This window comes from Thermanaeromonas sp. C210 (genome assembly GCF_013167955.1).
Classification (GTDB): Bacteria; Bacillota; DSM-521; order Neomoorellales; family Neomoorellaceae; genus UBA12545.
On record NZ_BLWF01000004.1, the window covers coordinates 377,656 to 397,429 of the forward strand.

Genomic DNA, 19,774 nt, shown 5'->3' on the forward strand with positions numbered 1-19,774 from the left:
CACCCTGCGGGATGCCCCGTTGCCAACTGACCTGAAAGTTTTTGCGGTTCGGGGAACAACAACTAATGCAGTCCCCTCGGGTAAAGGACGTAAACTTGCCCCGGTAATGGATTTTCCCACCCTTCCCTCCGCCGGGCCGGCCCGCTCCTTACCTGCCACCCCTCCTTATAAAGTTGATGCCGGGGATTATCCGTCCAGGGGAACGGGTATCAACTGCCGGCCCTTGAAAGTGGCCAGATGGGTATAGCCCACCCCCCGCACCAAGGCGAGGCCCTCCTCCCGCGCCCGGCCCACCTCCTCGGGGCTGTGGGCGTCGGAGCTAACCGTTACCGGGATACCCAGGGCAAAGCAGCGCTCCAGGAGGTCCCGGGAGGGGTAGATTTCTCCCACCGGTTTAAACAGGCCTGCCGTGTTCACCTCCACTGCTGCTCCGGCCTCCGCTATGGCCCTTAAAGCAGGTTCGGCCAGCTCCACCACCGGCCGGGTCGGCCGGTGGCCGTAGATCTTTATGAGGTCCAGGTGCCCTATAATCTGAAAAAAACCGGTCCGGGCTGCCCGGGCCACCAGGTCAAAATAGCTAAGGTAAAGTTCGTCCGGGTCCCACTCATCAAAGCGGGCTTCTTCCCCCGGGGCATCGAAGGCCCAATTGCCGATATGGTGAACAGAGCCGATGAGGTAGTCCCAAGGTAGGGCCGCGATATGCCGCAGGTCCGACCTGGTCGGGTGGAAATCGATCTCGATCCCCTGGCGCACTGGCAACGGCGCAAGGCGCCTCAGCTCGGCAAAAACACCGAATTCCAGGCCGTTAAGATAGCGGTCGTGTTCGGCAAAGCCCATCTCGTCCAGGCCGGCCTTCCGGGCCGCCTCTACATAAGGCCACAGCTTCTCCACTGTATGAGGCGGACCTCCATGGGCCAGGCCATGGAGGTGATAGTCCGCCCCTTTCCCCCCTCCCACTTGCTCCGGTCCCCCCTCCCTATTCGCTAGTGAGCTTCCGGTAGCTCTCGGCATCTAGCAGGTTGTCTACTTCGGAGGGGTCGCTCATCTCGATCTCGATCAGCCACCCCTTGCCGTAGGGATCACTGTTTATAAGCTGCGGGCTGTCCAGTAGCGCCTCGTTTACGGCCACCACTTTGCCGGAAACAGGGGTGTAGACATCGGAAGCCGACTTAACGGACTCCACTACCCCAAAGCTGTCCTGGGCCGTCAGCTCGTCTCCTACCTGGGGAAGCTCCACAAAAACAATATCTCCCAGGGACTGCTGGGCATAATCAGTAATACCTATGCGGGCACGGTTGCCTTCCACTTCCACCCATTCGTGGTCCTTGGAATAACGCAAGTGAACGGGGATCTCCATTTTCTCCGCCCTCCTCCTCAATATTCGTTGGGCATTTCCTTCAGTTGGGCCAGGGTAAAGACCGGCCCGTCTAAACAGACGTAGCGGCTGCCCAGATTACACCTTCCACACTTGCCTATGCCGCACTTCATGCGCATCTCAAGGGTAGTAACGATCTGGTCATCCCTGAACCCCAGCTTCTCCAGAGACTGGAGGACGAACTTGATCATAATGGGGGGGCCGCAGGTCACGGCTACCTTGCCTTCGGGTGACGGGTTTAGCTTTTCCACAAAAGCCGGTACGAATCCTTCGTGACCCTTCCAACTCTCGTCACCCTTGTCCACCGTAACGTCCACCCGACAGTTCTCCACCCGGGGCCAGTTTTCAAAGAGGTCCTCTTTGAAGCACAGGTCCGCCGGGGAGCGAGCGCCGTAGATAATCCAGAGGTGGCCGAACTGCTCCCGGTGTTCGATGCAGTAATTGATTAGGGAGCGCACGGGGGCGAGACCGATACCCCCGGCAATAAAGAGAACATCCTTCCCGTAAAACATATCCAGGGGAAAACCATTGCCGTAGGGGCCACGGATTCCCACTGTCTGGCCTACCTCCGCCTCGTGGAGGGCTTCGGTAAGCATGCCCACCCGCTTGATGGCTATCTCCAGGTGTTCCGGTCCCTGGGAAGTAATGGAAAACATGGCCTCTCCTACATCGAAGAGGGAGAGCATGGCCAGTTGCCCCGGCATAGGGGTGAAGGGCTTGCCCTTTTCCGTTGTCACGTGAAAGGTCTTCACATCGGGGGTTTCTTCCACAATTTTGATGATCCGGCCCGTCGTGGGCACCAGGGGGTTGACCCGTGCCTCTACCGCCATTACAGGGTCACCTCCTTGACCTCGCGGATTACCCGGGTAATGTCGACATTGACGGGGCAGCGGTCCAGGCACCGGCCGCACCCCACGCAGGCGAACTTGCCGTACCGCTCGGGGAAATACTGGAGCTTATGCAGGAAACGGTTGCGCAGGCGCTCCTTTTTCGACGGCCGCGGGTTGTGGCCGCCGGCCATCCGGGTATACTCGGAAAACATGCAAGAGTCCCAGCACCGGAACTTGTAGCCGGTGTTGCCGAGATTCTCGCTCTGGATGTCAAAGCAGTGGCAAGTAGGGCAGAGATAGGTGCAGGCGCCGCACCCCAGGCACTTGCGGCTGAGGGCCGTCCAGTAGGGGTGCTCGAACATCCTCTGGAGTTTCTCCACCACTCCGCTGACATCCACCTCAAGTTTGGGCGCTGCCACTGCCACGCCGTGAGTACCCGCAATAAAGCCTATTGCCGATGCCGGCAGGGGGGCATTACCCGCTTCTTCCAGGAGGTCGCCGGCCTGCCTTAGCAACTCCCGCCCGGCTTCGGTAAAGGCCTCCAGGAGATAGCCATCATCCAGCGGCCACATCTGGACATCAACTCCTTCAGCCCGGCCGGGATCAAGGCCGAAGGAAGTGCAAAAGCAGGTGGGAGCAGCTTCCGTACAGGCCAGGGCCACTACGCGGGTATTTTCCCGCCGCCGGCGGTAGAATTCGTCCACGTAGCCCTTGGTCAGGAAAACATCATCCATAATGGCGAAACTCCAGGCATCGCAGGAACGCACCCCCACGAGGACCATCTTTTCCTCGAAGGAGGGGACCTCTGTTATCTCGGCCTCCTGGCCCTGCACCTGGTAGCGATACATGGTTTCCGTCCGGGGGAAGAAGAGATCTTTAGGCGGCTCCAGGGTATTGCCTTCACCCAGGGTAAGCCTGCCCTTCCCGTCCCAGGGGAGGAAGGCACTGGTGCCTCCTCTATCCTGAGGTGTAAACACCTTGGCTTCTGCCGCCCAGGCCTGCAAGAGTGCCGGCAATTTATCCTTGGCGATCTTTAGCATGTCCCCACCCCCCTCCTAGTGAAATTCGTCCGGGTCATCGAGTTTGTACCGGCCCAGGGGCGGCAGCTCCTCCAGGTCGATTCCGGCCTCATACTCGCCGAAAAGGTCGTTGAGGTCCTTGATTATCTTCTTGTTGAGGGTCATGATGGGTATCCCTTCGGGGCACACCCGCTCGCACTCCCCGCATTCTATACAGCGGCCGGCCACGTGCATGGCCCGGGTGATGGCGAAGAACATGTTTTCGCTCCGGTTCATCTGCTTGCCGCACCAGCCCGACTGAGAACGGTCGAAGATGCACTCGCGGCAGTTGCAGGCCGGACAGACATTCCGGCAGGCGTAACACCGGAGGCAGCGGTCGTAGGCCGAGGTCCAGAAGGCGTAGCGCTCATCCGGAGACATGGCTTCTACCTTCTCCACTTCGGCAAAACGTCCCTCGGCCGTAGCCGCCGCCTCCCGGACAGCCGCCCCGGCGTCCTCGCCCAGGAGCTCGTCGAAGATGACCGGCTCCGGATGGGTGCAGAAGCGGCACTTTTCGGCCAGCGGCGCTTCCGCCCGCCTTTCTTCCCCTAAGGCGGCGGCCCGGCGTCCCTCTTTCATGCCGGGGCATTTAATGCCGATGAGGTAGATCCTTTCCCGGTCGATCTGGTTGTCCTGGAGGAGGCGCACTACACCCCGGGCATCGCACCCCTTGACGAAGAGGGCGATTTTGTCTTCAGTGTGTTTGTAGTCCAGGAGATACTTGGCCAGGTTATTGGTACAGAACTCGTCCCACACCAGGCGGTCGCATTCCGCAGGATCGGTGACAAAAACCGGAGGCGAAAGGTACCAGAAGGTGCCCTTCTCCCAGCCGATAACCATTTGGACGGTGCCCTGAGTCAAGAGTTCCCTGGCCCGGGCACGCATTTGTTCCTGGATGCTCATCATGCGCCATCCCTCAGCTTTCTGTTAGGCCCCAGGGCCCGGATATCTTCCGTCATCTGGGTGATGATCTCGGCAAAGCGCGGCCCCTCGGAACCCGATACCCACCGGGCCTGAAAGCGCTCCGGCTCCAGGCCCATGAACTGCAGAACCCGCTGCATCAAGAGGAAACGGCGGCGGGTGAAATAATTGCCACTAACATAGTGGCAGTCGCCAGGGTGTCACCCGGCCACCAGCACGCCGTCGGCGCCGCGCTGGAAGGCCCGCAGGACAAACTGGGGGTTCACCCGGCCGGAACAGGGGACCCGGATAACGCGGACGTTGGCCGGGTACTGCAACCGGTTGAGGCCGGCGAGGTCGGCGCCGGCATAAGCGCACCAGTGGCAGCAGAAGGCAACTATCTTGGGCTCCCAGCCTTTCCCTTCGGCCGCTACAGGCATACTGCATCCACCTCCGCCAGGATTTGTTCGTTGGTAAAGCCCTTTAGATTCATGGCGCTGGACGGGCAGGCCACCGAGCAGGCACCGCAGCCCTGGCAGAGGCCGCTATTCACCGCCGCCACCCGGCGGGTGACCTGCCTGCCGGCCACCCGTTCGGTTATAGTCTTCATGGAAATGGCCTTGTAAGGACAGATCTTCTCACACATGGCGCAGCCGGCGCAGATGCTCTCGTCTACCGCTGCGATCATGGGGTCGGTGGCCATTTCGTCTTGGGCAAAGAGCTGGCACACTTTGACGGCCGCGGCGCTGGCCTGGGACACCGTGTCGGGGATGTCCTTGGGCCCCTGGCAGGCGCCGGCCAAAAATACGCCGGCCGTAAAGGTTTCCACCGGCCTGAGTTTCGGATGGGCCTCCTGGAAGAAGCCGTCCTTGTCCGTCTGCAGTCCCAGCATCTTGGCCACCCGTTCCCAGCCGGTGCTGGGTACCATGGCCGTAGCCAGGACCACCATGTCGGCCGCCACTTCCACCTGGCGCCCGAGGAGGGTATCCTCGCCCCGGACAATGAGCTTGTCGCCCTCCTGGAAGACGCGGCTCACCCGACCCCGGACGTAGACGGCCCCTTCGTGGACGGTCCGCTGGAGGAACTCTTCGTAGGCCTTGCCCGGGGTACGGATGTCCATATAGAAGACGATGGCCTGGGCTCCGGGAATCTTCTCCAGCACCTGGTGGGCGTGCTTGGCCGTGTACATGCAACAGGCCCGGGAGCAGTAACTTTTACCCTTGGCGTCATCCCGGGAACCCACGCATTTAATGAACACCACCGTCTTCGGCTCTTTGCCGTCCGAAGGCCGAAGGATCCTGCCGCCCGTAGGCCCGGAGGCATTGTTCAGGCGCTCGAAATGCATGCCCGTTATTACGTCGGGGTATTTGCCGTAACCGTACTCCCCGTAAACCTCTTCCCATTTAAAGAGCTCATAACCCGTGGCCACTACGATGGCCCCGAACTTTTCGGTGACAATTTCATCCTGCTGCTCGTAATCGATGGCCTTGGCCGGACAGACCTTCTGGCAAACGCCGCATCTCCCCTTGGTGAACTGGCGGCAGTGCTCCCGGTCGATAACCGGCACCGCCGGCACCGCCTGGGGGAAGGGCAGGTATATGGCTTTACGCTTGCCCAGGCCCAGGTCGAATTCGCTGTCCAATTTGGTGGGGCACTTCTCCCAGCAAGTGCCACAGCCGGTGCACTTGGCCGGGTCCACCGAGCGGGCCTTCTTGCGGATGGTCACTTCAAAATTGCCCACATAACCGGCAACATTCTCCACTTCTGCATAGGTCATCAATTCAATGTTGGGGTGCTGCGCCGCAGCAACCATTTTCGGCGTGCTTATTCAAGCCGAACAATCCAGGGTCGGAAAGGTCTTGTCCAGCTTCACCATGTTGCCGCCGATGGTCGGCTCGCGGTCTAAAAGCACCACTTTATAGCCGGCGTCGGCGATGTCCAGGGCGGCCTGCATGCCGGCAATGCCCGCACCGATGACCAGGGCTCGCTTGGTAATGGAAATGGTACCCGGCGAAAGGGGTACGTTGCGGCATACCTTGGCCACCGCCGCCCGCACCAAATCGACGGCCTTGCGGGTGGCCCCTTCTTTATCCTTGGCATGCACCCAGGCGCACTGCTCGCGTATATTGGCCATTTCAAAAAGGTACGGGTTTACCCCCGCGCTGGCACAGGTTTTTCTGAAGGTAGGTTCGTGCAGCCGGGGTGAACAGGAAGCCACCACCACCCGGTCAAGGCGGTGCTCTTTAATGGCCTTCCGGATCAATTCCTGGCCCGGGTCGGAACACATATACTGGTAATCGGTGGCGTAGACCACTCCGGGAAAAGACCGGGCGGCCTCGGCCACCCCTTTGACATCCACTACCGACGCAATATTAGTGCCGCAGTGGCAGACAAAGACGCCTACTCTTTTCATGCCCTCTCCCTCCTTGTGGCAGGATGCCGCAGGACGTCCTTGGCCTCAAGCAGCGGCAGCGGGTTGACGAAATGGGTGGTCAGCCCCAGGTCTTTGGGCGCGTAACCCAGGGCTACGCCCATCAGTTCGGTGAAGTAAAAGATGGGCAAATTGAGCCGGTCTCCCTGGGCCGCTGCCGCCTGGCCCTGGCGCATATCCAGATTCAGCATACACAGGGGACAGGCAGTAACAATGGCTTCCGCCCCGGCATCCCGGGCTCGGCGCAGGATCTGGTAGATCATCCGCGCCCCGATGTCGGTCCGGGCCGTGGCCAGGCTCCCGCCGCAGCATTCCGTCTTGTAAGACCAGGTAACGGCTTCGCCTCCCAGGGCTGCCACCAGGCGGTCCATGGTCATGGGGTCTTCCGGGTCGTCAAAGGCCGTAAGTTTGGGCGGCCGCACCAGAAGACAGCCGTAATAGCACGCGAGTTTAAGGCCCGTCAAAGGCTTGACCACCTGTTCCCCTATCTTTTCCAGGCCGACCCCGTTGACCATAACGTCTAGGAGGGCCCGGGTCCTATTGGTGGCTCGGTAATCGCGGCCGATGATTTCACCGATGGTCGCCCGCATGGCCTCCGATTCCCGTACGGCCTCCTCGGCGGCCCGCAGCCGGTTGAAACAGGCGGCACAGGGCACAGCCACGTCCAGCCCCTCGGCCTCCGCCAGGGCGAGATTCCGCGCCGGCAGGGCCAGGGACAAGAGGTGATCGTTGTTGTGGGCGGCAGTGGCACCGCAGCAGCTCCAGTCGGGAATCTCCCAGAGCTCAAGTCCCAGGTGCCGAGCCACTATCTTAGCCGACTGGTTATACTCCTTGGCCGTGGCCTCCAGAGAACAGCCGGGATAATAGGCGTATCTCAATGCCCGTCACCTCCCTTGGCCCGTACCCGGGCGAAGATTTCTTTGACCTCGGCGACGTTTTTGATCTTGGCCGGAAGGGGACTTATCTTGCCCTTTAGGAGTAAGGGCGGAGCCAAAAGGGCGTCCTTAAAGGGCTGGCCCGACTGCAGGTTGTACTGAATTATCAGGCCCATCTCGTGGGCACGGCCGTAGCGCTCCACACTCTGCAAGAAAGCCCGGTCAAAGATATCCACCTTGCGGTCGTTGACCATACCTCGGCGGCGGGCCTCCTGTCGCACGGCTTCCATGAGCCGCGGCAGGTTCACTTCCCGGGGGCACCGGGTATAGCACGCCTGGCAGCTGGCACAGAGCCAGGGAGTACGGCTTTTCAAGGCTTCTTCTCCCAGGCCCAGCTGCAGCAAGCGGATCACCTGGCGCGGCGTGTAGTCCATCCAGGCGGCCACCGGGCACCCGGCCGAGCACTTGCCGCACTGGTAACAATCCTCTATGTGCACGCCGCTGGCCCGTTCCACCCTTTCCCTGAGCTCCCGGCTACTCTCCAAAGCGGCGCTCAATTCTAAGGGTTCCAACCTCTCCCACCTCTTTTCCTTATAATGTAAAAAAGAATTATCCCTCTCCGGGCCGGGCCTGCTACGGCAAATAAGTGCAAGAACAAGCTTCTAACTTTTATTCTTTTTTGCCGGCCAAAATCCTCTTTTCCCTCGAAGAAATGAGGGGTCTAAAAACCCCACCCCTGCCGTAGAGATTTTATGGTGGGAAAATGCTGAACCATCTGGTGCAGTTTAACATCGGCATCGCCCTGCTCCTCCTGGGAGTACAGTTGTTGCGCCACGGGCTGGTAAACTGGGGCCACAGCCAGCTGCAGCGCATCCTCCGCCGGGCCACCAGCACCCCTTTAAGGGGCTTCTTCTGGGGCACCCTGGCCACGGCCCTGGTGCAGTCCAGCACGGCCGTTACCGTGCTGGCCGTGGGCCTGGTGGACGGCGGGGCTATTACCTTTTACCAGAGCCTGGGGATTGTACTGGGGGCCAATGTGGGTACCTGCGTAACGGTCCAGTTGCTGGCCCTGGATCTGGAAGCCCTGGCCCTCCCTGCCCTCTCCGCAGGAGCCGTCCTGACCCTGGCCCGCCGCTCCCGTGCGGTCGGAATAGCTTCCCTGGGATGCGGCCTCATCTTTGGCAGCCTGGGCCTCATGGGCGCCGTCCTTTCCTCCTATGAAGGGAGCCACAGTCTCCGCGGCTACTTATCAGCCATGGCCGCCACACCCTTACAGGGTTTGGTGGCCGGCACCCTGCTCACGGCTTTTCTCCACTCCAGCAGTGTAGTTACCGGCGTAGCAATGGTGCTGGTTTCCCAGGGAGTGATATCCCTTCTCCCCGCCCTGGCCTTGGTCCTGGGGGCCAACATAGGTACCTGCATCACTGCTATTTTGGCCGCCCTTCTTTCCTCCTGGGCTGCCAAACGCACGGCCATGGCCCACCTTTTCATCAACGTCACCGGTGCCTTCTTAATCCTCCCCTTCTTGTCCCTGGCCGCTACCCTGCTGCCTCTCCTCACTCCGGATCCCGGCCGTCAGGTTGCCCACTTTCACACCCTGTTTAACCTCTTTTCTTCCCTCGCCGCCCTGGTGGTTATCAAGCCCCTGGCCCTGTTCTTAACCTGGCTGGTACCCGATGGAGGTCCTAGCGGAAAATCCGGTACCTGGCCTTAAGATACAGCCACAGTTCAGGATAAGTCCGGCTCCCCAGCAGGACCTCGACCAGCCGGCGGGCCACCTCGGGATTAGCCCGTACCAAGCGGTGGATTACCGGCGTCAGGGAGTACACAACTTTAGCGATCCGGCCGGCGTGGTACAGGGGCGAAAGCAATTCCTTCTGTACGCTTTCGGAATAACTGCCTAAGTCCCCTTTACCCTCGAGGAAGGAAACCACTGCCCGGGCGGCCAGACGCCCGCTTCTCAAGGCATAATAAATCCCTTCTCCGGAGAAGGGATCCACCAGACCCGCGGCATCGCCCACCAGTAAACTACGGGAGGTGTGGAGAATCGCCTCGCCGGACGCGGCCGAAGGAATAACGGCCGCCCGGAGGTAACCCGGGGAGGACGCGGGGAGGCCCAACCGGTGGCAGAATTGTTGAAAGAGGGCCCGCAAACCCTTCACCTGGCGGCCAAAAGAGCCGATTCCCACCGACAAGTGGTCTGCCTTGGGGAAGACCCAGCCGTAGCCTCCGGCTATGCTTCCGTAGCTCAAAAGCAGCCGGTGCCGGTACTGCTCTAACACCGAGGGGGATACCGGCAGTTCAGCCTCCAAGGCCACTCCCAGGGCCCGTGAGGGCCGGAAGGGCAGCTGGCGTGCGACAAGGCTTCGGGCACCGTCGGCCCCAATAATCACCCTGGCCGGCAAAACCCCTTGCCCAGTATGCACCCGCACCTCCCGCTCTTCTTCCACTACTCCTTCCACCCGGCATCCGTCCCGCACCTCGGCCCCGGCAGCAGCGGCCTGCTCCACCAGCATCTGGTCAAAACGGTCGCGCATGACCAGCTTGACCACCGGCCGGTCAAAGGCTACCTCGACGGGAGCCTCCTCCCGGTGATAAAAAACAACCCGCAAGGCCCCCTCTTCAACGGCATCTTCCCACCCGGGTTCCAGTTCGGACCACACCTTGCCCGTCAGCCCGCCGCCGCAGGCTTTATAGCGCGGCAGTTTCTCCTTTTCGCAGAGTAACACCTTTGCCCCCTGCCGGGCCAGTTCCCGGGCTGCGGTAGCGCCGGCCGGGCCGGCACCGCAAACTACCACATCGTAGCGCAAAGGCCCAACTCTCCCCTCAAGAAGCCGGCAGCCCACCGGCCTTTCCCAAGAGCCTAAAGTGCTACCGCACATTATGGCCGGTTATTTTAGTTGATCTTAAATACATTTTCAATTTTGCAGTATATTGCCCGGTCTGTCAAGGCAGGTGGCATCTGGCGTATCCCCGCTTTTTGCGGGAAGGTCCTACCTTGGCTTGAAAGCGAGCGACTAAACCCGAGCGGCTGCCAAACTTCACGAAGTCGAAAGCGGAGGCGGACCCGAGGCCACGGACGGCCGAGGCCGGCAACTGAGACAGGAGGTCGAATTTGCCGGGAAGTCCGCCGGAGCTTGAGACTGAGTGATAGATAGTTTGGCCCGCGAGGGTTTCTGGAGCGAGCGAAAGCCAAGTAGGCCTAGCCTCGAAAGTGGGGATACGCCAGAGGCGTTATCCCTGCCTGCAGGGAAAAGTTCCGGAAACTATTACTTCCCCGGCCACCGGCCGGGCAGCCGTATATAAGGCTGGTAAATGTTAAATAATAAGGACGACCCAAATAAATAAAATTTGAAGGAGGCTGGTAATCCTTGGTCAAAACAGTAATAGGGGTCTTCAGCAATGAGCGAGTTGCCAAGGAGGCGGTTGACGACCTGCGGTGGGCAGGTTTTGAAAAGGAGATATCCATCCTGGCCCGGGACAAGGGGCGTCAAGAGGGAGGAGCCGCTGAAGGTGGGCTTACCATGGGCATGGGCGGCGAGGGAGACATCGGTGACGGCGTGACTACCGGCAGCGTGCTGGGCGGGCTGGCCGGCCTAGCCGCCGGAGCCGGAGCCCTGGTCATTCCGGGCATCGGTCCCCTGGTAGCAGCCGGGCCCATCGCCGGCCTGCTTTCCGGAGCGGCCACCGGCGGCGTCGCAGGGGGATTGCTGGACTGGGGTATTCCGGAGGCCGAGGGGCGCCGTTATGAGGAAGACGTTCGGCAGGGCAAAATACTCGTTTCCGTGCGCTGCAGCGGCGACCGGGCCGATCAGGCGGCCACCATTCTCCGCAATCACGGGGCCGAGAATGTGCGCACCCACGGCTAACAAAACTGCTTCTAGCCGGGTAAAGGACCCGGCTTTATCTTTTTTGTCCACCCATCAAGAGGCAAAAAACACTAGTATGGAAGATAGCTCTTAAAGGGCAACCTTTAAACAGGTGGTGCAGCACAACTTAAAAAGGGGGGGCCGTAATCCATGGCTAGGAGAAGGCCGGTCATGTCCGAAGCTCTGAAGTATGAACTGGCTAAGGAGCTCGGAGTGTATGACATTGTGGCCACCGAGGGATGGGGCGGCGTACCTTCCCGGCAGTGCGGTAACCTGGTACGCCTAGCCATTGAGAAAGCCGAACAAGCCCTGGTGAATAACCACCTTTAGTGCTGCCCACCCCGGCCGGGGCCCTGACCCCGGCCCTCGAATTATACGCGGCTCCGCAGATTATTGAGGCGCTCGTAGGGATCCAGAATATTGGTGATCCGTACTCCAAAGCTTTCGTTCACTACTACCACTTCTCCCTGGGCTATCAGGGTTCCGTTCACCAGGATTTCCACCGGTTCATCGGACATTTTTTCCAGCTCCACTATGCTCCCCGGCCCTAGATTCAAGATCTCTTTAATGGGCTTAACCGTCGTGCCCAGGACCACTTCAATGTCCAGGGGAACATCCAGAATGAGCTCCAGATTCCTGGGGGTAGCCCCATACACCTGGGGCGGCCTGTTGGACTCTCCGGAAGCTGCGGGCGCTCCGGCAGTATACGGTGGGGCCTCTTCATGGGCCCCAGGAGCCGCGTTTACCTGCTCTTCATCTTCGGGAGATTCCCCGGATGGAGAAACGGCAGATGAGCTAAGGAGCATTCCTACGGCTTCTTTAGCCACTTCTACCGGCATCACCTGCATTATCTCGCTCTCCACCAGCCCCTCTATTTCCATGCGGAAGGATACCACGGCAATAGGATCCCCCGCTGGCCAGGGGGAGGCAAAGGATTCCAGGGTGAAATTTACAGGCGTTACCTGGGGTGGCGATATTTTTACACTCCGGTTAAAAATGGTGGACATGGAGGTGGCGGCGGTACCGATCATCTGGTTCATGGCTTCGGCCACGGCGCTCTTTTGGAGCTCGTCCAGCTCCTGCTGCTCCACCTGGCCGCTGCCGCCCATCATGAGATCGGCGATAACGGCCGCGTCCCGGGTCTTAATGATCAACAGGTTGGAACCCGACAGGCCCTCCGTGAAATTGACCTCAATAATTACATAGGGCATTTGAAAGGACGCGAAAAGTGCCTCCGGGGTGGTCACCCTGGTGTTGGGGGTAGTAATCAATACTTTGCGGTTCAGGATCTGAGACAAAGCCGTAGCCGCACTCCCCATGGATATGTTACCGATCTCGCCCAGGGCATCTTTTTCTTCTTCGGTTAGGTCTGCCGGAGGTGGACTACCGGCAACACCTGCCCCCAACAGGGCATCGATTTCTTCTTGGGATAGGAATTCCGACATTTAGACTACCTCCATTATCTGCACGGCCCTCTTATTGCCTACCAGACCCGCCTGAACCCTGAACTTGGGGTAGCCGTCCACATAAAGTTCGAGGTCGTCCTTTATACTGCGGTCTAAAGTGATAACATCTCCTACCTGCAGCTGCAGGAAGTCCCTTACCTTCAAGCGGGCGCGGCCGCAGTAGGCTATCAATTCTACCGGCACTTCAAGCAGAATCTTGGTCAAGCCCTCCCGGAAGCCGACGCCTTCCTCGGCCTCCCCCGTGCCCGCAAACCACTGGGTGGCGGAAAGGCGCGAAATAACGGGTTCAAGGAGCATGTAGGGCAGGCAGATATTAATTAGACCGTCGTTCTGGCCCACCGTGGTGGCCAAGGTTACTACTGCCACGATCTCGTTGGGAGAAACGATCTGAACAAACTGCGGGTTGGTTTCCACGGACTCCAGTTTAGGCGTGACCGGATAGGCATCGGCCCAAACATAGCTGAGGTGCTCCAGGATCCTGCTGTTCAACCTCCGCAGCACATGGAGCTCGATCTCGGTGAGCTCTCGGCTCCGCACCGGGGTTTCTCCCCGCCCGCCGAAAAGCAGGTCAATGATGGGAAACACAAAGGCCAGATTCGTTTCCAAAAGGGCTGTCCCTTTTAAGGGCTCCAGGGTAAAAAGAGATAGCAGGGTGGGCGTGGGGAGGGACACGATGAAGTCCTCGTAGGTCATTTGCTCCACCGAGGCTATCTTAACCTGGATATTGGCGCGCAAATAGGCCGACAGGAAGTTACCCACCAAGCGGCCGTAGTTCTCGTGAATCATGTAAAGGGTGCGCAAGTGTTCTTTAGATAGCTTATTGGGCCGACGGAAATCGTATTTCTTGGCCTTAACCTCCGGTTTTTCCTCCTTTAACTCTTCCGCCTTGATTTCTCCCCGGCTTAGGGCCGCCAGGAGGGCGTCGATTTCGGCCTGGGACAAAACCTCAGCCATAACCTCTACCCCTTTTTCAGCCTAAAACCTTCTTTAAAGCTTGCAACACCCGTTCCTGCTGGAAGGGCTTCACAATAAAATCCTTGGCCCCCGCCTGAATAGCTTCCATCACCATAAGCTGCTGGCCCATGGCGCTGCACATTATAATCTTAGCCTCGGGATCCATCTTCCTGATGGCCTTGACGGCGGCGATGCCGTCCATTTCCGGCATGGTGATGTCCATGGTCACCACATCGGGCTTGAGTTCCTGGTAAAGCTCCACAGCCTTTGCGCCGTTTTCCGCCTCCCCGGCCACCTCGTACCCGTTTTTGGTAAGGATGTCTTTAATCATCATGCGCATGAAAGCCGCGTCGTCCACCACTAAAACTCTTTTCCCCATGCCAAAACCTCCTTGGCCGCAAAGTACCCTTAAGTTTCTAAACCGGCTACGTCTCCGTAGTCAAACCCAAGGCCTGGAGTATTATGTTGAGGGACTCTCCTTCCGGAATAAGGAAGAAATGCCCCTTGATTGTCACCTCGGCGTCGTAGAACTGAGTCTCGATGACCAGAGCCCGGTCGGCAAAATATCCCCCTTCCAAAAAGGCCGAGCTCAGGACGGCCCCCAGCATATCAAAGGCAAAGGCCGGTACCGAGGGAATAAATTCCAGGCGGCAAAAATCGGCAAAAGCGTTAAGAAAGGAGCCCGTTAAAATGTTGCCTACTTCGGTCAAAACGGAGATCCCCATGTCGTCTAAGGCTCCGGTAGTACCCGGAGGCTTGCCCAGTAAGAAGTCTACCAGGTAGAAGGCGCTCTCCTGGGTAAGGAGCAAGAAAATTTTGCCTGGCGCCCTTCCGGAAAGGTTGAATTCCACACAGGCTACCGGATCCTCTTCGTGGCCCACCAGGCGCGTAATTTCCGCGAGGGGCAAGACCCCGGCGCGCGGAACAGTCATGCCGATGCGCCGGTTAAGCATGCTGGCCAGGGCGGTGGCCGCATTGCCCGCGCCGATATTGCCTATTTCTTTAAGAACGTCCAGGTGAAAGGCATTCAAATCCTCCCAGGCTTCCAAGTTTACCCCTCCTCCGGCCGGCGGTAAAACCAGGGTGAAAGCTTGCTAAACCCTATCTCCCGGTACTGGAAGATGCTTTCCGTGGCCCCGATAAACAGCACGCCTCCCGGCGCCAGGGCCTGGTAAAACTGGCGGTAAAGCCTGTCCTGCACCTCGGAAGTAAAGTAAATAGTAACATTGCGGCAAAGGATGAGGTCGTAATCCCGGCCAAAGGGGTCCCTCAGCAGGTCATGGTGGCGGAAGGACACCATCCCTTTTATCTCTTCCCGCAAATGGAAGGCTTCCCCTTCTCTCCGGAAATACCTCCGGAGGCGTTCCGGCGTCACGGCCTGGACGGCACGGGCCGGATATACGGCCCGACGGGCTGCCTCCAGAGCGCCCGTATCCACATCCGTCCCTTCGATATGGTGCCAGGTGGAGGGCGTCAATTCATTGAGAATAATGGCCACCGAATAGGGTTCGGGACCGTCTGCACAGGCTGCGCTCCAGATTTTAAGGCTTCTCCGCCTCCGCAGGAGCTCGGGCAAAATATCCTTCTCGAGGCGCTGAAAAATATCCGGGTTACGGAAAAATTCCGAGACGTTGATGGTTATCTTATCAACAAACTTCTGCCACATCCGCCCGTCGGCCTTAAGCAGGCGCCACAGCTCATCGTAGCTGCCCGCCCCCACGGCGTTCATGAGGCTTTCAATCCGCCGTTTGAGCTGGGGTTCCTTGTAGCCCTCCAGATAAAGTCCGAAATGGCGGTGCACCATCTGCTTGAGCTCTTGAAAATCCATGTCTTCCTCCGGCTAAATCTCCTTTAAGGGACGCCCGATGGCGCGGATATACACCTTGCCGCTGCCGGTGTCCAGGATCATGGTCCTGCCGTAGTTGCCCCCGGTGTCCTGGGCCAGCACCGGGATCCCCAGTTCCTGCAGGACGCTGGTGGTTGCCGCCACATTGCGCTGGCCGATATTGAGATTAAGCAGGCGCCGGTCGGCGGAAGCGAACATCTGGGCCCCCCCTGCTATCTTCGCCACCAGGCTACTTCGCCTGGCACCCTGTTTTAGCATCGCTTCCAGCAAGTCGGGTATGGCCAGGTCTGCAAACTTGGCCCGGTTGGAAATTTCCTGGAACTGGCGGCTGTCCGGCAGCATAATATGAGCCAGCCCGCCCAGGAAACTTCGGGCGTCAAAGATGGCAACTCCCACACAGGAGCCCAGTCCCAGGGTAATTAACCTTTGCGGCTGCCGGGCGATCTTCCATTCCCCTATGCCGACTTTCAGTTCTTCCACTTCTATGTACTCCTAGACCGGGTATTATGTTTAATAATCCATATTTTAGCACGGGTGCGGCAGCTTTACAATTCCTAACCCCCGGGCGCATCCCCACTTTCGAGCCTAGTCTGCTTGGCTTTCGCTCGCTCCGGAAACCCTCGCGGGCCAAACTTTCACTCAGCCTCAAGCTCCGGCGGACTTCCCGGCAAATTCGACATCCTGTCTCAGTTACCGGCCTCGGCCGTCCATGGCCTCGGGTCCGCCTCCGCTTTCATCTTCGTGAAGTTTGGCAGCCGCGCGGGTTTAGTCGCTCGCTCTCAAGCCAAGGCAGACCTCTAGCCCAAAAAGTGGGGATGACCCAGTCACCCCAGCATAGAGACCCTCTGCGGGGCTACCTCCCGGCCGCCCAGAGTCTTAGTTCGTCCCCTTTAAGGTCGAGCCGTCTCGCCCGGAACCCGTCTTTAGCGTCGCAAGTTGTTGGCCAGGCTCCACATTTCATCGGCCACCCGGGCGGCCAGGGAGTTGCTGCTATAAACCCTCTGGGCCAGGAGCATCTTGGTCAGGGCTTCGGCCATTTCTACGTTAGCCACCTCCAGGTATCCCGGCAGCAAATATCCGGCCCCTCCCTGGCCCGGCTCCACCGCAACCGGTTCCCCGCTGGCCGGGGTAGCTCGGAAAAGATTATTACCCACGGCCTCTAACCCCTGGGGGTTGGGAACAAGGTATAATTCTATTTGCGCCAACAGGGTTTCTCCCTCCCCCTCCTCTCCGCCGGCCAGCACCCGTCCGTAACGGTCGATTCGCAACCGGCTCTCCTCTCCGCCTGTGGATATGGAAGGAAGCAACCGGTAGCCGGAGCTGGTGTGGACGACCTCCCCCGAACCGTTCACGTGAAAGGCGCCATCCCGGGTGAGGTAAAGGCCCCCATCCGGCCCCTCCACTGCCAGAAATCCTCGGCCCTGTACGGCCACGTGGAGGGGATTCCCCGTGTTCACCAGAGGACCCTGGGAGAAATCCTTCTCGGCTGCCGCCAGGCGAACGCCGGAGCCAATGGCGGGTTCTTCCGGGCGGCTGACCGGCATGCCCCGCTCCTCTACTGCCCTATAAACCAGGTCGGCAAAGGCCGCCGAACTCTTTTTATAGCCCGCGGTACCGGCATTGGCCAGGTCGTGGGCGAGGAGGTCCACCTGAGCCGCCTGGGCCCCCATCCCGCTGGCGCTGTTCCATAAGGCCCGGATCATTTAAGCCACCCCCATATGGCGGATGTTAGCGCAGGGATCCGATTTCGTTAACGCATTTGCCCAGGAGCTCATCCTGGACCTGGATAACCTTCTGGCCGACTTCATACGCCCGCAGAGCCGCCAGCATATTTACTATTTCGTTTACCGCATTAAGGTTGGCCTTTTCCAGAAAACCCTGCTTCACCTCGGTTGCAGCCGCCTGGGGAAGCAGGCCCGGAGGGGCGACAAACAAAAGACCTTCTTCCCGCTCCAGCTGATGGGGGTCGTCAAAGGTTACCAGCAGGAGGCGGTCCACCAGGGTACCGCCGACCCACACTCCACCCTGGCTATCAACATACCACCCTTCCTGCCCCACCACCACCGGCCCCTGCTCTCCCAAGACCGGATAACCGTCGTGGGTCTGCAGCTCACCCGCAGGACCCAGGGTAAAATTGCCGTTGCGAGTGTAGCGGGTCTCCCCCTCCACCAGCACCGCAAAAAAGGCCGGAGGGCTCCCCGGACGATCCACCAGGGCCAGGTCGGTGGGGCGGCCCGTTTCCTCCAGAGGGCCGGGAGAAAAATCCGTTACCAGTTCGTCCACCAGCACCCCGGGGCTGAAAGGACCGACGGGCGTATTCGGCACCCCAGCTTCCATCCTGGCCAGGAGCAACTCGGGAAAAGAACGCTGGGGGACGGTTTCAGCCTTGAAGCCGGCCGTAGAGGCATTGGCCAGGTTATGGCTTATGACTTCCTGGCGCATCTGCTGGGCCACCATGCCTGTGGCGGCCAAATGCAGGCCTCGCAACATTGCTCTGCCTCCCTTCACCATCAGTTTGTCAGACGCTCGAGTACACCTGCCACATCACCCTTGGGCAAGTAGTGGGAGCCCGCCCTCAGCCTGCCGGTAACGCCTGCCCGGCGCACCTCTGCTTCAAAAAGGGCTTTATCCACTATGCCTTTTTCCTCCAGGAGGGCCGCAATCTCTTCCAGGGTTGACCCCGGAGGAATGGTGACCAGTACCTCACCCGTGTCCACTGACGGCTCCGGGAGGGACGCGGGCTGGGGCTCCGGCGCCGGCCCGGCCCTTTCCGTATCCAAGGGAAAGGGCACGACCTCTTCCCGGAAAACCATACCGTAGCCGCGAGCCCGGTCTATGATTTCCTCCTGGCTGGGGCCGGGTGGAGGAAACATTAAGAGGAGGAGCCCCGCCAGCAGGAAACCCACTCCCATGCCCAGGCCCACCAGCGACCATTGGGGACCTACCTGGATCCGCTCCTTAAGCGCCTTAAATTGAGGACTAATTCTATCTCCCCCTTTCCCCGGCCGAAGCGTCTGGCCACACTCTCCAGGCTTTCCCCTGAATCCACGGCCTGGATGATGGCCTCTAGCGGCAAGGCCTCGGCACCCCGGCCGTCCGGCAAGGACTCGGAGGCGTCCAGGGCGTCCCGGAGATACCGTCGAAAGGTGGGATGGGGGCGCGACCCGCCCGGGGGCCCGGCGGCCTCCGGGCCTTCCGCCTGAGCTGGGAAGGTCTCCTCGTCCTCCTGCTCACCCACCGCATATCCTTCCCCCTCCGGTTCGGGCCAGGGAGGCCCTTCCTCCAAGCCGGGCAGGCCTGCTTCCCGTGCCTCCCGCGGGGTACCTGTCGTCCGGCCCAAGGAGCGCCAGGAGAATATTATCAAGATCAGGCCCAAGAGCAAGAAGAGATAAGCCGTAGCCATTCCCCCTTTTAGAGATAATCGGCCAGAAGCCGCCGCAGGTTAAGGATAGCCCGGCCGTGCAGCTGGCACACCCTTGATTCGGATATGCCCAGGACCTCCCCTATTTCCTTCAAGGTCAGCCCTTCGTAATAATACAGGCTCAAAATCAGGCGGTCCCTTTCCTTTAACCCGCCCAGGGCCTGCTTCAGGGCCCTGCGCAGCTCTTCCTGCTCCACGCGCTGTTCCGGTTCGGGACTCTGGGGGTCGGCGGTCACTTCTCCCCTCCGGACCGTTTCTTCCCCTTCCTCGTTGAGGAGAAATTCTTCCAGGGAGATCAGGGCCATTTGGGCGCCTCGTTCCAGGAGGTCCTGAAGCTCGCCTATCTCCAGTCCGGCGGCGGCCGCCACTTCCTCATCCCGCGGCTCCACCCCTTGCTCCTGCTCCAGCCTCCGGTAAACGGAGCTCACCTGCTTAAGCTTTTCTATCAGGGTGCGGGGAGCCCAGTGGGCCCGGCGCAGGGCGTCCAGGACCGCACCGCGGATGCGCAGGGCGGCGAAACTCTCGAAGTTAACCCCCCGGGAGGGGTCGTAGCGGTCGATGGCCTCCAGCAAGCCTACAATGCCGTATCCGATGAGGTCTTCCTGGTCCAGAAAGGGGGGCGGCTTAACGGCCAGGCGGCCCACGATGTACTTAACCAGGGGCAGGTATTTCAAGGCCAGTTCCCGGCGCGCCTCCTCTTCACCTCTATTGATTAAGGCCTGCCAGAGTTCGCTGTCCTTCACGGCCAT

24 protein-coding genes are annotated in these 19,774 nt (G+C 59.9%); 3 read left to right on the forward strand and 21 right to left on the reverse strand.

Going from position 1 to position 19,774, the window contains the following annotated elements; all coding sequences use genetic code 11:
• Window positions 1-186: 186 nt before the first annotated feature.
• Genes TAMC210_RS12180 through TAMC210_RS12220 form a run of 9 tightly spaced genes read right to left on the reverse strand, consistent with a single transcriptional unit; the run spans window position 187 to window position 8,041 of the window.
• Complete coding sequence (locus TAMC210_RS12180) at window positions 187-957, reverse strand: histidinol-phosphatase HisJ family protein (protein ID WP_173299062.1); 771 nt, start codon at window positions 955-957, stop codon at window positions 187-189.
• A gap of 19 nt (window positions 958-976) precedes the next feature.
• Window positions 977-1,357, reverse strand: coding sequence for a glycine cleavage system protein GcvH (gene gcvH / locus TAMC210_RS12185; RefSeq protein WP_173299063.1), 381 nt, complete (start codon window positions 1,355-1,357; stop codon window positions 977-979).
• Window positions 1,358-1,374: 17 nt separating this feature from the next.
• The gene (locus TAMC210_RS12190) at window positions 1,375-2,205 is read right to left on the reverse strand and encodes an FAD/NAD(P)-binding protein (protein ID WP_173299064.1); all 831 of its coding nucleotides are present in this window, start codon (window positions 2,203-2,205) and stop codon (window positions 1,375-1,377) included.
• Window positions 2,205-3,245: a 4Fe-4S dicluster domain-containing protein gene (locus tag TAMC210_RS12195; RefSeq protein WP_173299065.1), complete on the reverse strand. Its 1,041-nt coding sequence runs from the start codon at window positions 3,243-3,245 to the stop codon at window positions 2,205-2,207. The genes TAMC210_RS12190 and TAMC210_RS12195 overlap by 1 nt, the downstream gene beginning before the upstream one ends.
• A 15-nt stretch (window positions 3,246-3,260) precedes the next feature.
• Complete coding sequence (locus TAMC210_RS12200) at window positions 3,261-4,166, reverse strand: 4Fe-4S dicluster domain-containing protein (RefSeq protein ID WP_254388660.1); 906 nt, start codon at window positions 4,164-4,166, stop codon at window positions 3,261-3,263.
• Window positions 4,166-4,603, reverse strand: a complete 438-nt coding sequence (locus TAMC210_RS12205; RefSeq protein WP_173299067.1) for a hydrogenase iron-sulfur subunit — start codon at window positions 4,601-4,603, stop codon at window positions 4,166-4,168. Before TAMC210_RS12205 ends, TAMC210_RS12200 begins: the two co-directional genes overlap by 1 nt.
• On the reverse strand, window positions 4,594-6,576 hold the full coding sequence (locus tag TAMC210_RS12210; RefSeq protein ID WP_173299068.1) for a CoB--CoM heterodisulfide reductase iron-sulfur subunit A family protein: 1,983 nt from the start codon (window positions 6,574-6,576) through the stop codon (window positions 4,594-4,596). The genes TAMC210_RS12205 and TAMC210_RS12210 overlap by 10 nt, the downstream gene beginning before the upstream one ends.
• Window positions 6,573-7,472 (reverse strand): CoB--CoM heterodisulfide reductase iron-sulfur subunit B family protein, encoded by a 900-nt coding sequence (locus TAMC210_RS12215; RefSeq protein WP_173299069.1) that lies wholly within the window; start codon window positions 7,470-7,472, stop codon window positions 6,573-6,575. The genes TAMC210_RS12210 and TAMC210_RS12215 overlap by 4 nt, the downstream gene beginning before the upstream one ends.
• Window positions 7,469-8,041 (reverse strand): 4Fe-4S dicluster domain-containing protein, encoded by a 573-nt coding sequence (locus tag TAMC210_RS12220; protein ID WP_173299070.1) that lies wholly within the window; start codon window positions 8,039-8,041, stop codon window positions 7,469-7,471. Before TAMC210_RS12220 ends, TAMC210_RS12215 begins: the two co-directional genes overlap by 4 nt.
• Before the next feature lie 191 nt (window positions 8,042-8,232).
• Here TAMC210_RS12220 and TAMC210_RS12225 point away from each other — a divergent pair, with 191 nt between their 5' ends.
• Window positions 8,233-9,183 (forward strand): Na/Pi cotransporter family protein, encoded by a 951-nt coding sequence (locus TAMC210_RS12225; protein ID WP_173299071.1) that lies wholly within the window; start codon window positions 8,233-8,235, stop codon window positions 9,181-9,183.
• Here TAMC210_RS12225 and TAMC210_RS12230 read toward each other — a convergent pair.
• A complete protein-coding gene (locus tag TAMC210_RS12230; RefSeq protein ID WP_173299072.1) occupies window positions 9,155-10,279 on the reverse strand; it encodes a geranylgeranyl reductase family protein in 1,125 nt (374 codons plus the stop codon). The genes TAMC210_RS12225 and TAMC210_RS12230 overlap by 29 nt on opposite strands.
• Before the next feature lie 561 nt (window positions 10,280-10,840).
• Here TAMC210_RS12230 and TAMC210_RS12235 point away from each other — a divergent pair.
• Both TAMC210_RS12235 and TAMC210_RS12240 read left to right on the forward strand, forming a co-directional pair.
• A complete protein-coding gene (locus TAMC210_RS12235; RefSeq protein WP_173299073.1) occupies window positions 10,841-11,338 on the forward strand; it encodes a hypothetical protein in 498 nt (165 codons plus the stop codon).
• Window positions 11,339-11,488: 150 nt separating this feature from the next.
• A complete protein-coding gene (locus TAMC210_RS12240) occupies window positions 11,489-11,668 on the forward strand; it encodes a small, acid-soluble spore protein, alpha/beta type (RefSeq protein WP_173299074.1) in 180 nt (59 codons plus the stop codon).
• A gap of 41 nt (window positions 11,669-11,709) precedes the next feature.
• Here TAMC210_RS12240 and fliY read toward each other — a convergent pair whose 3' ends face one another.
• The 11 genes from fliY to TAMC210_RS12295 all read right to left on the reverse strand — a co-directional run bounded on the left by fliY (window position 11,710) and on the right by TAMC210_RS12295 (window position 19,774).
• Entirely contained in the window at window positions 11,710-12,783 is a 1,074-nt protein-coding gene (gene fliY / locus TAMC210_RS12245; RefSeq protein ID WP_173299075.1) for a flagellar motor switch phosphatase FliY, read from the reverse strand.
• A complete protein-coding gene (gene fliM, locus TAMC210_RS12250) occupies window positions 12,784-13,758 on the reverse strand; it encodes a flagellar motor switch protein FliM (protein WP_173299076.1) in 975 nt (324 codons plus the stop codon).
• 16 nt (window positions 13,759-13,774) lie between these two features.
• Window positions 13,775-14,137: a response regulator gene (locus TAMC210_RS12255; protein WP_173299077.1), complete on the reverse strand. Its 363-nt coding sequence runs from the start codon at window positions 14,135-14,137 to the stop codon at window positions 13,775-13,777.
• Between the two features lie 46 nt (window positions 14,138-14,183).
• On the reverse strand, window positions 14,184-14,807 hold the full coding sequence (locus TAMC210_RS12260; protein ID WP_173299078.1) for a chemotaxis protein CheC: 624 nt from the start codon (window positions 14,805-14,807) through the stop codon (window positions 14,184-14,186).
• 2 nt (window positions 14,808-14,809) lie between these two features.
• Complete coding sequence (locus TAMC210_RS12265; RefSeq protein ID WP_173299079.1) at window positions 14,810-15,586, reverse strand: CheR family methyltransferase; 777 nt, start codon at window positions 15,584-15,586, stop codon at window positions 14,810-14,812.
• A 12-nt stretch (window positions 15,587-15,598) separates the two neighbouring features.
• Complete coding sequence (locus TAMC210_RS12270; RefSeq protein ID WP_173299240.1) at window positions 15,599-16,090, reverse strand: chemotaxis protein CheD; 492 nt, start codon at window positions 16,088-16,090, stop codon at window positions 15,599-15,601.
• A 437-nt stretch (window positions 16,091-16,527) separates the two neighbouring features.
• Complete coding sequence (locus TAMC210_RS12275; RefSeq protein ID WP_173299080.1) at window positions 16,528-17,307, reverse strand: flagellar hook-basal body protein; 780 nt, start codon at window positions 17,305-17,307, stop codon at window positions 16,528-16,530.
• 25 nt (window positions 17,308-17,332) lie between these two features.
• The gene (locus tag TAMC210_RS12280; RefSeq protein WP_173299081.1) at window positions 17,333-18,094 is read right to left on the reverse strand and encodes a flagellar hook-basal body protein; all 762 of its coding nucleotides are present in this window, start codon (window positions 18,092-18,094) and stop codon (window positions 17,333-17,335) included.
• 20 nt (window positions 18,095-18,114) lie between these two features.
• Entirely contained in the window at window positions 18,115-18,516 is a 402-nt protein-coding gene (locus TAMC210_RS12285) for a hypothetical protein (protein WP_173299082.1), read from the reverse strand.
• Between the two features lie 29 nt (window positions 18,517-18,545).
• Window positions 18,546-19,007, reverse strand: a complete 462-nt coding sequence (locus tag TAMC210_RS12290; RefSeq protein ID WP_173299083.1) for a hypothetical protein — start codon at window positions 19,005-19,007, stop codon at window positions 18,546-18,548.
• 8 nt (window positions 19,008-19,015) lie between these two features.
• Entirely contained in the window at window positions 19,016-19,774 is a 759-nt protein-coding gene (locus TAMC210_RS12295; protein WP_173299084.1) for a sigma-70 family RNA polymerase sigma factor, read from the reverse strand.

What these genes read in the sequence shown, in the direction of transcription:
- TAMC210_RS12280 (WP_173299081.1), bottom strand. Translation starts at nt 18,094, where the DNA reads ATGTTGCGAGGCCTGCATTTGGCCGCCACAGGCATGGTGGCCCAGCAG.
- TAMC210_RS12265 (WP_173299079.1), bottom strand. Translation starts at nt 15,586, where the DNA reads ATGGATTTTCAAGAGCTCAAGCAGATGGTGCACCGCCATTTCGGACTT.
- TAMC210_RS12285 (WP_173299082.1), bottom strand. Translation starts at nt 18,516, where the DNA reads ATGGGAGTGGGTTTCCTGCTGGCGGGGCTCCTCCTCTTAATGTTTCCT.
- TAMC210_RS12275 (WP_173299080.1), bottom strand. Translation starts at nt 17,307, where the DNA reads ATGATCCGGGCCTTATGGAACAGCGCCAGCGGGATGGGGGCCCAGGCG.
- TAMC210_RS12255 (WP_173299077.1), bottom strand. Translation starts at nt 14,137, where the DNA reads ATGGGGAAAAGAGTTTTAGTGGTGGACGACGCGGCTTTCATGCGCATG.
- TAMC210_RS12240 (WP_173299074.1), top strand. Translation starts at nt 11,489, where the DNA reads ATGGCTAGGAGAAGGCCGGTCATGTCCGAAGCTCTGAAGTATGAACTG.
- TAMC210_RS12195 (WP_173299065.1), bottom strand. Translation starts at nt 3,245, where the DNA reads ATGCTAAAGATCGCCAAGGATAAATTGCCGGCACTCTTGCAGGCCTGG.
- TAMC210_RS12225 (WP_173299071.1), top strand. Translation starts at nt 8,233, where the DNA reads ATGCTGAACCATCTGGTGCAGTTTAACATCGGCATCGCCCTGCTCCTC.
- TAMC210_RS12200 (WP_254388660.1), bottom strand. Translation starts at nt 4,166, where the DNA reads ATGAGCATCCAGGAACAAATGCGTGCCCGGGCCAGGGAACTCTTGACT.
- gcvH (WP_173299063.1), bottom strand. Translation starts at nt 1,357, where the DNA reads ATGGAGATCCCCGTTCACTTGCGTTATTCCAAGGACCACGAATGGGTG.
- TAMC210_RS12295 (WP_173299084.1), bottom strand. Translation starts at nt 19,774, where the DNA reads ATGGCCGTGAAGGACAGCGAACTCTGGCAGGCCTTAATCAATAGAGGT.
- TAMC210_RS12290 (WP_173299083.1), bottom strand. Translation starts at nt 19,007, where the DNA reads ATGGCTACGGCTTATCTCTTCTTGCTCTTGGGCCTGATCTTGATAATA.
- TAMC210_RS12190 (WP_173299064.1), bottom strand. Translation starts at nt 2,205, where the DNA reads ATGGCGGTAGAGGCACGGGTCAACCCCCTGGTGCCCACGACGGGCCGG.
- fliY (WP_173299075.1), bottom strand. Translation starts at nt 12,783, where the DNA reads ATGTCGGAATTCCTATCCCAAGAAGAAATCGATGCCCTGTTGGGGGCA.
- fliM (WP_173299076.1), bottom strand. Translation starts at nt 13,758, where the DNA reads ATGGCTGAGGTTTTGTCCCAGGCCGAAATCGACGCCCTCCTGGCGGCC.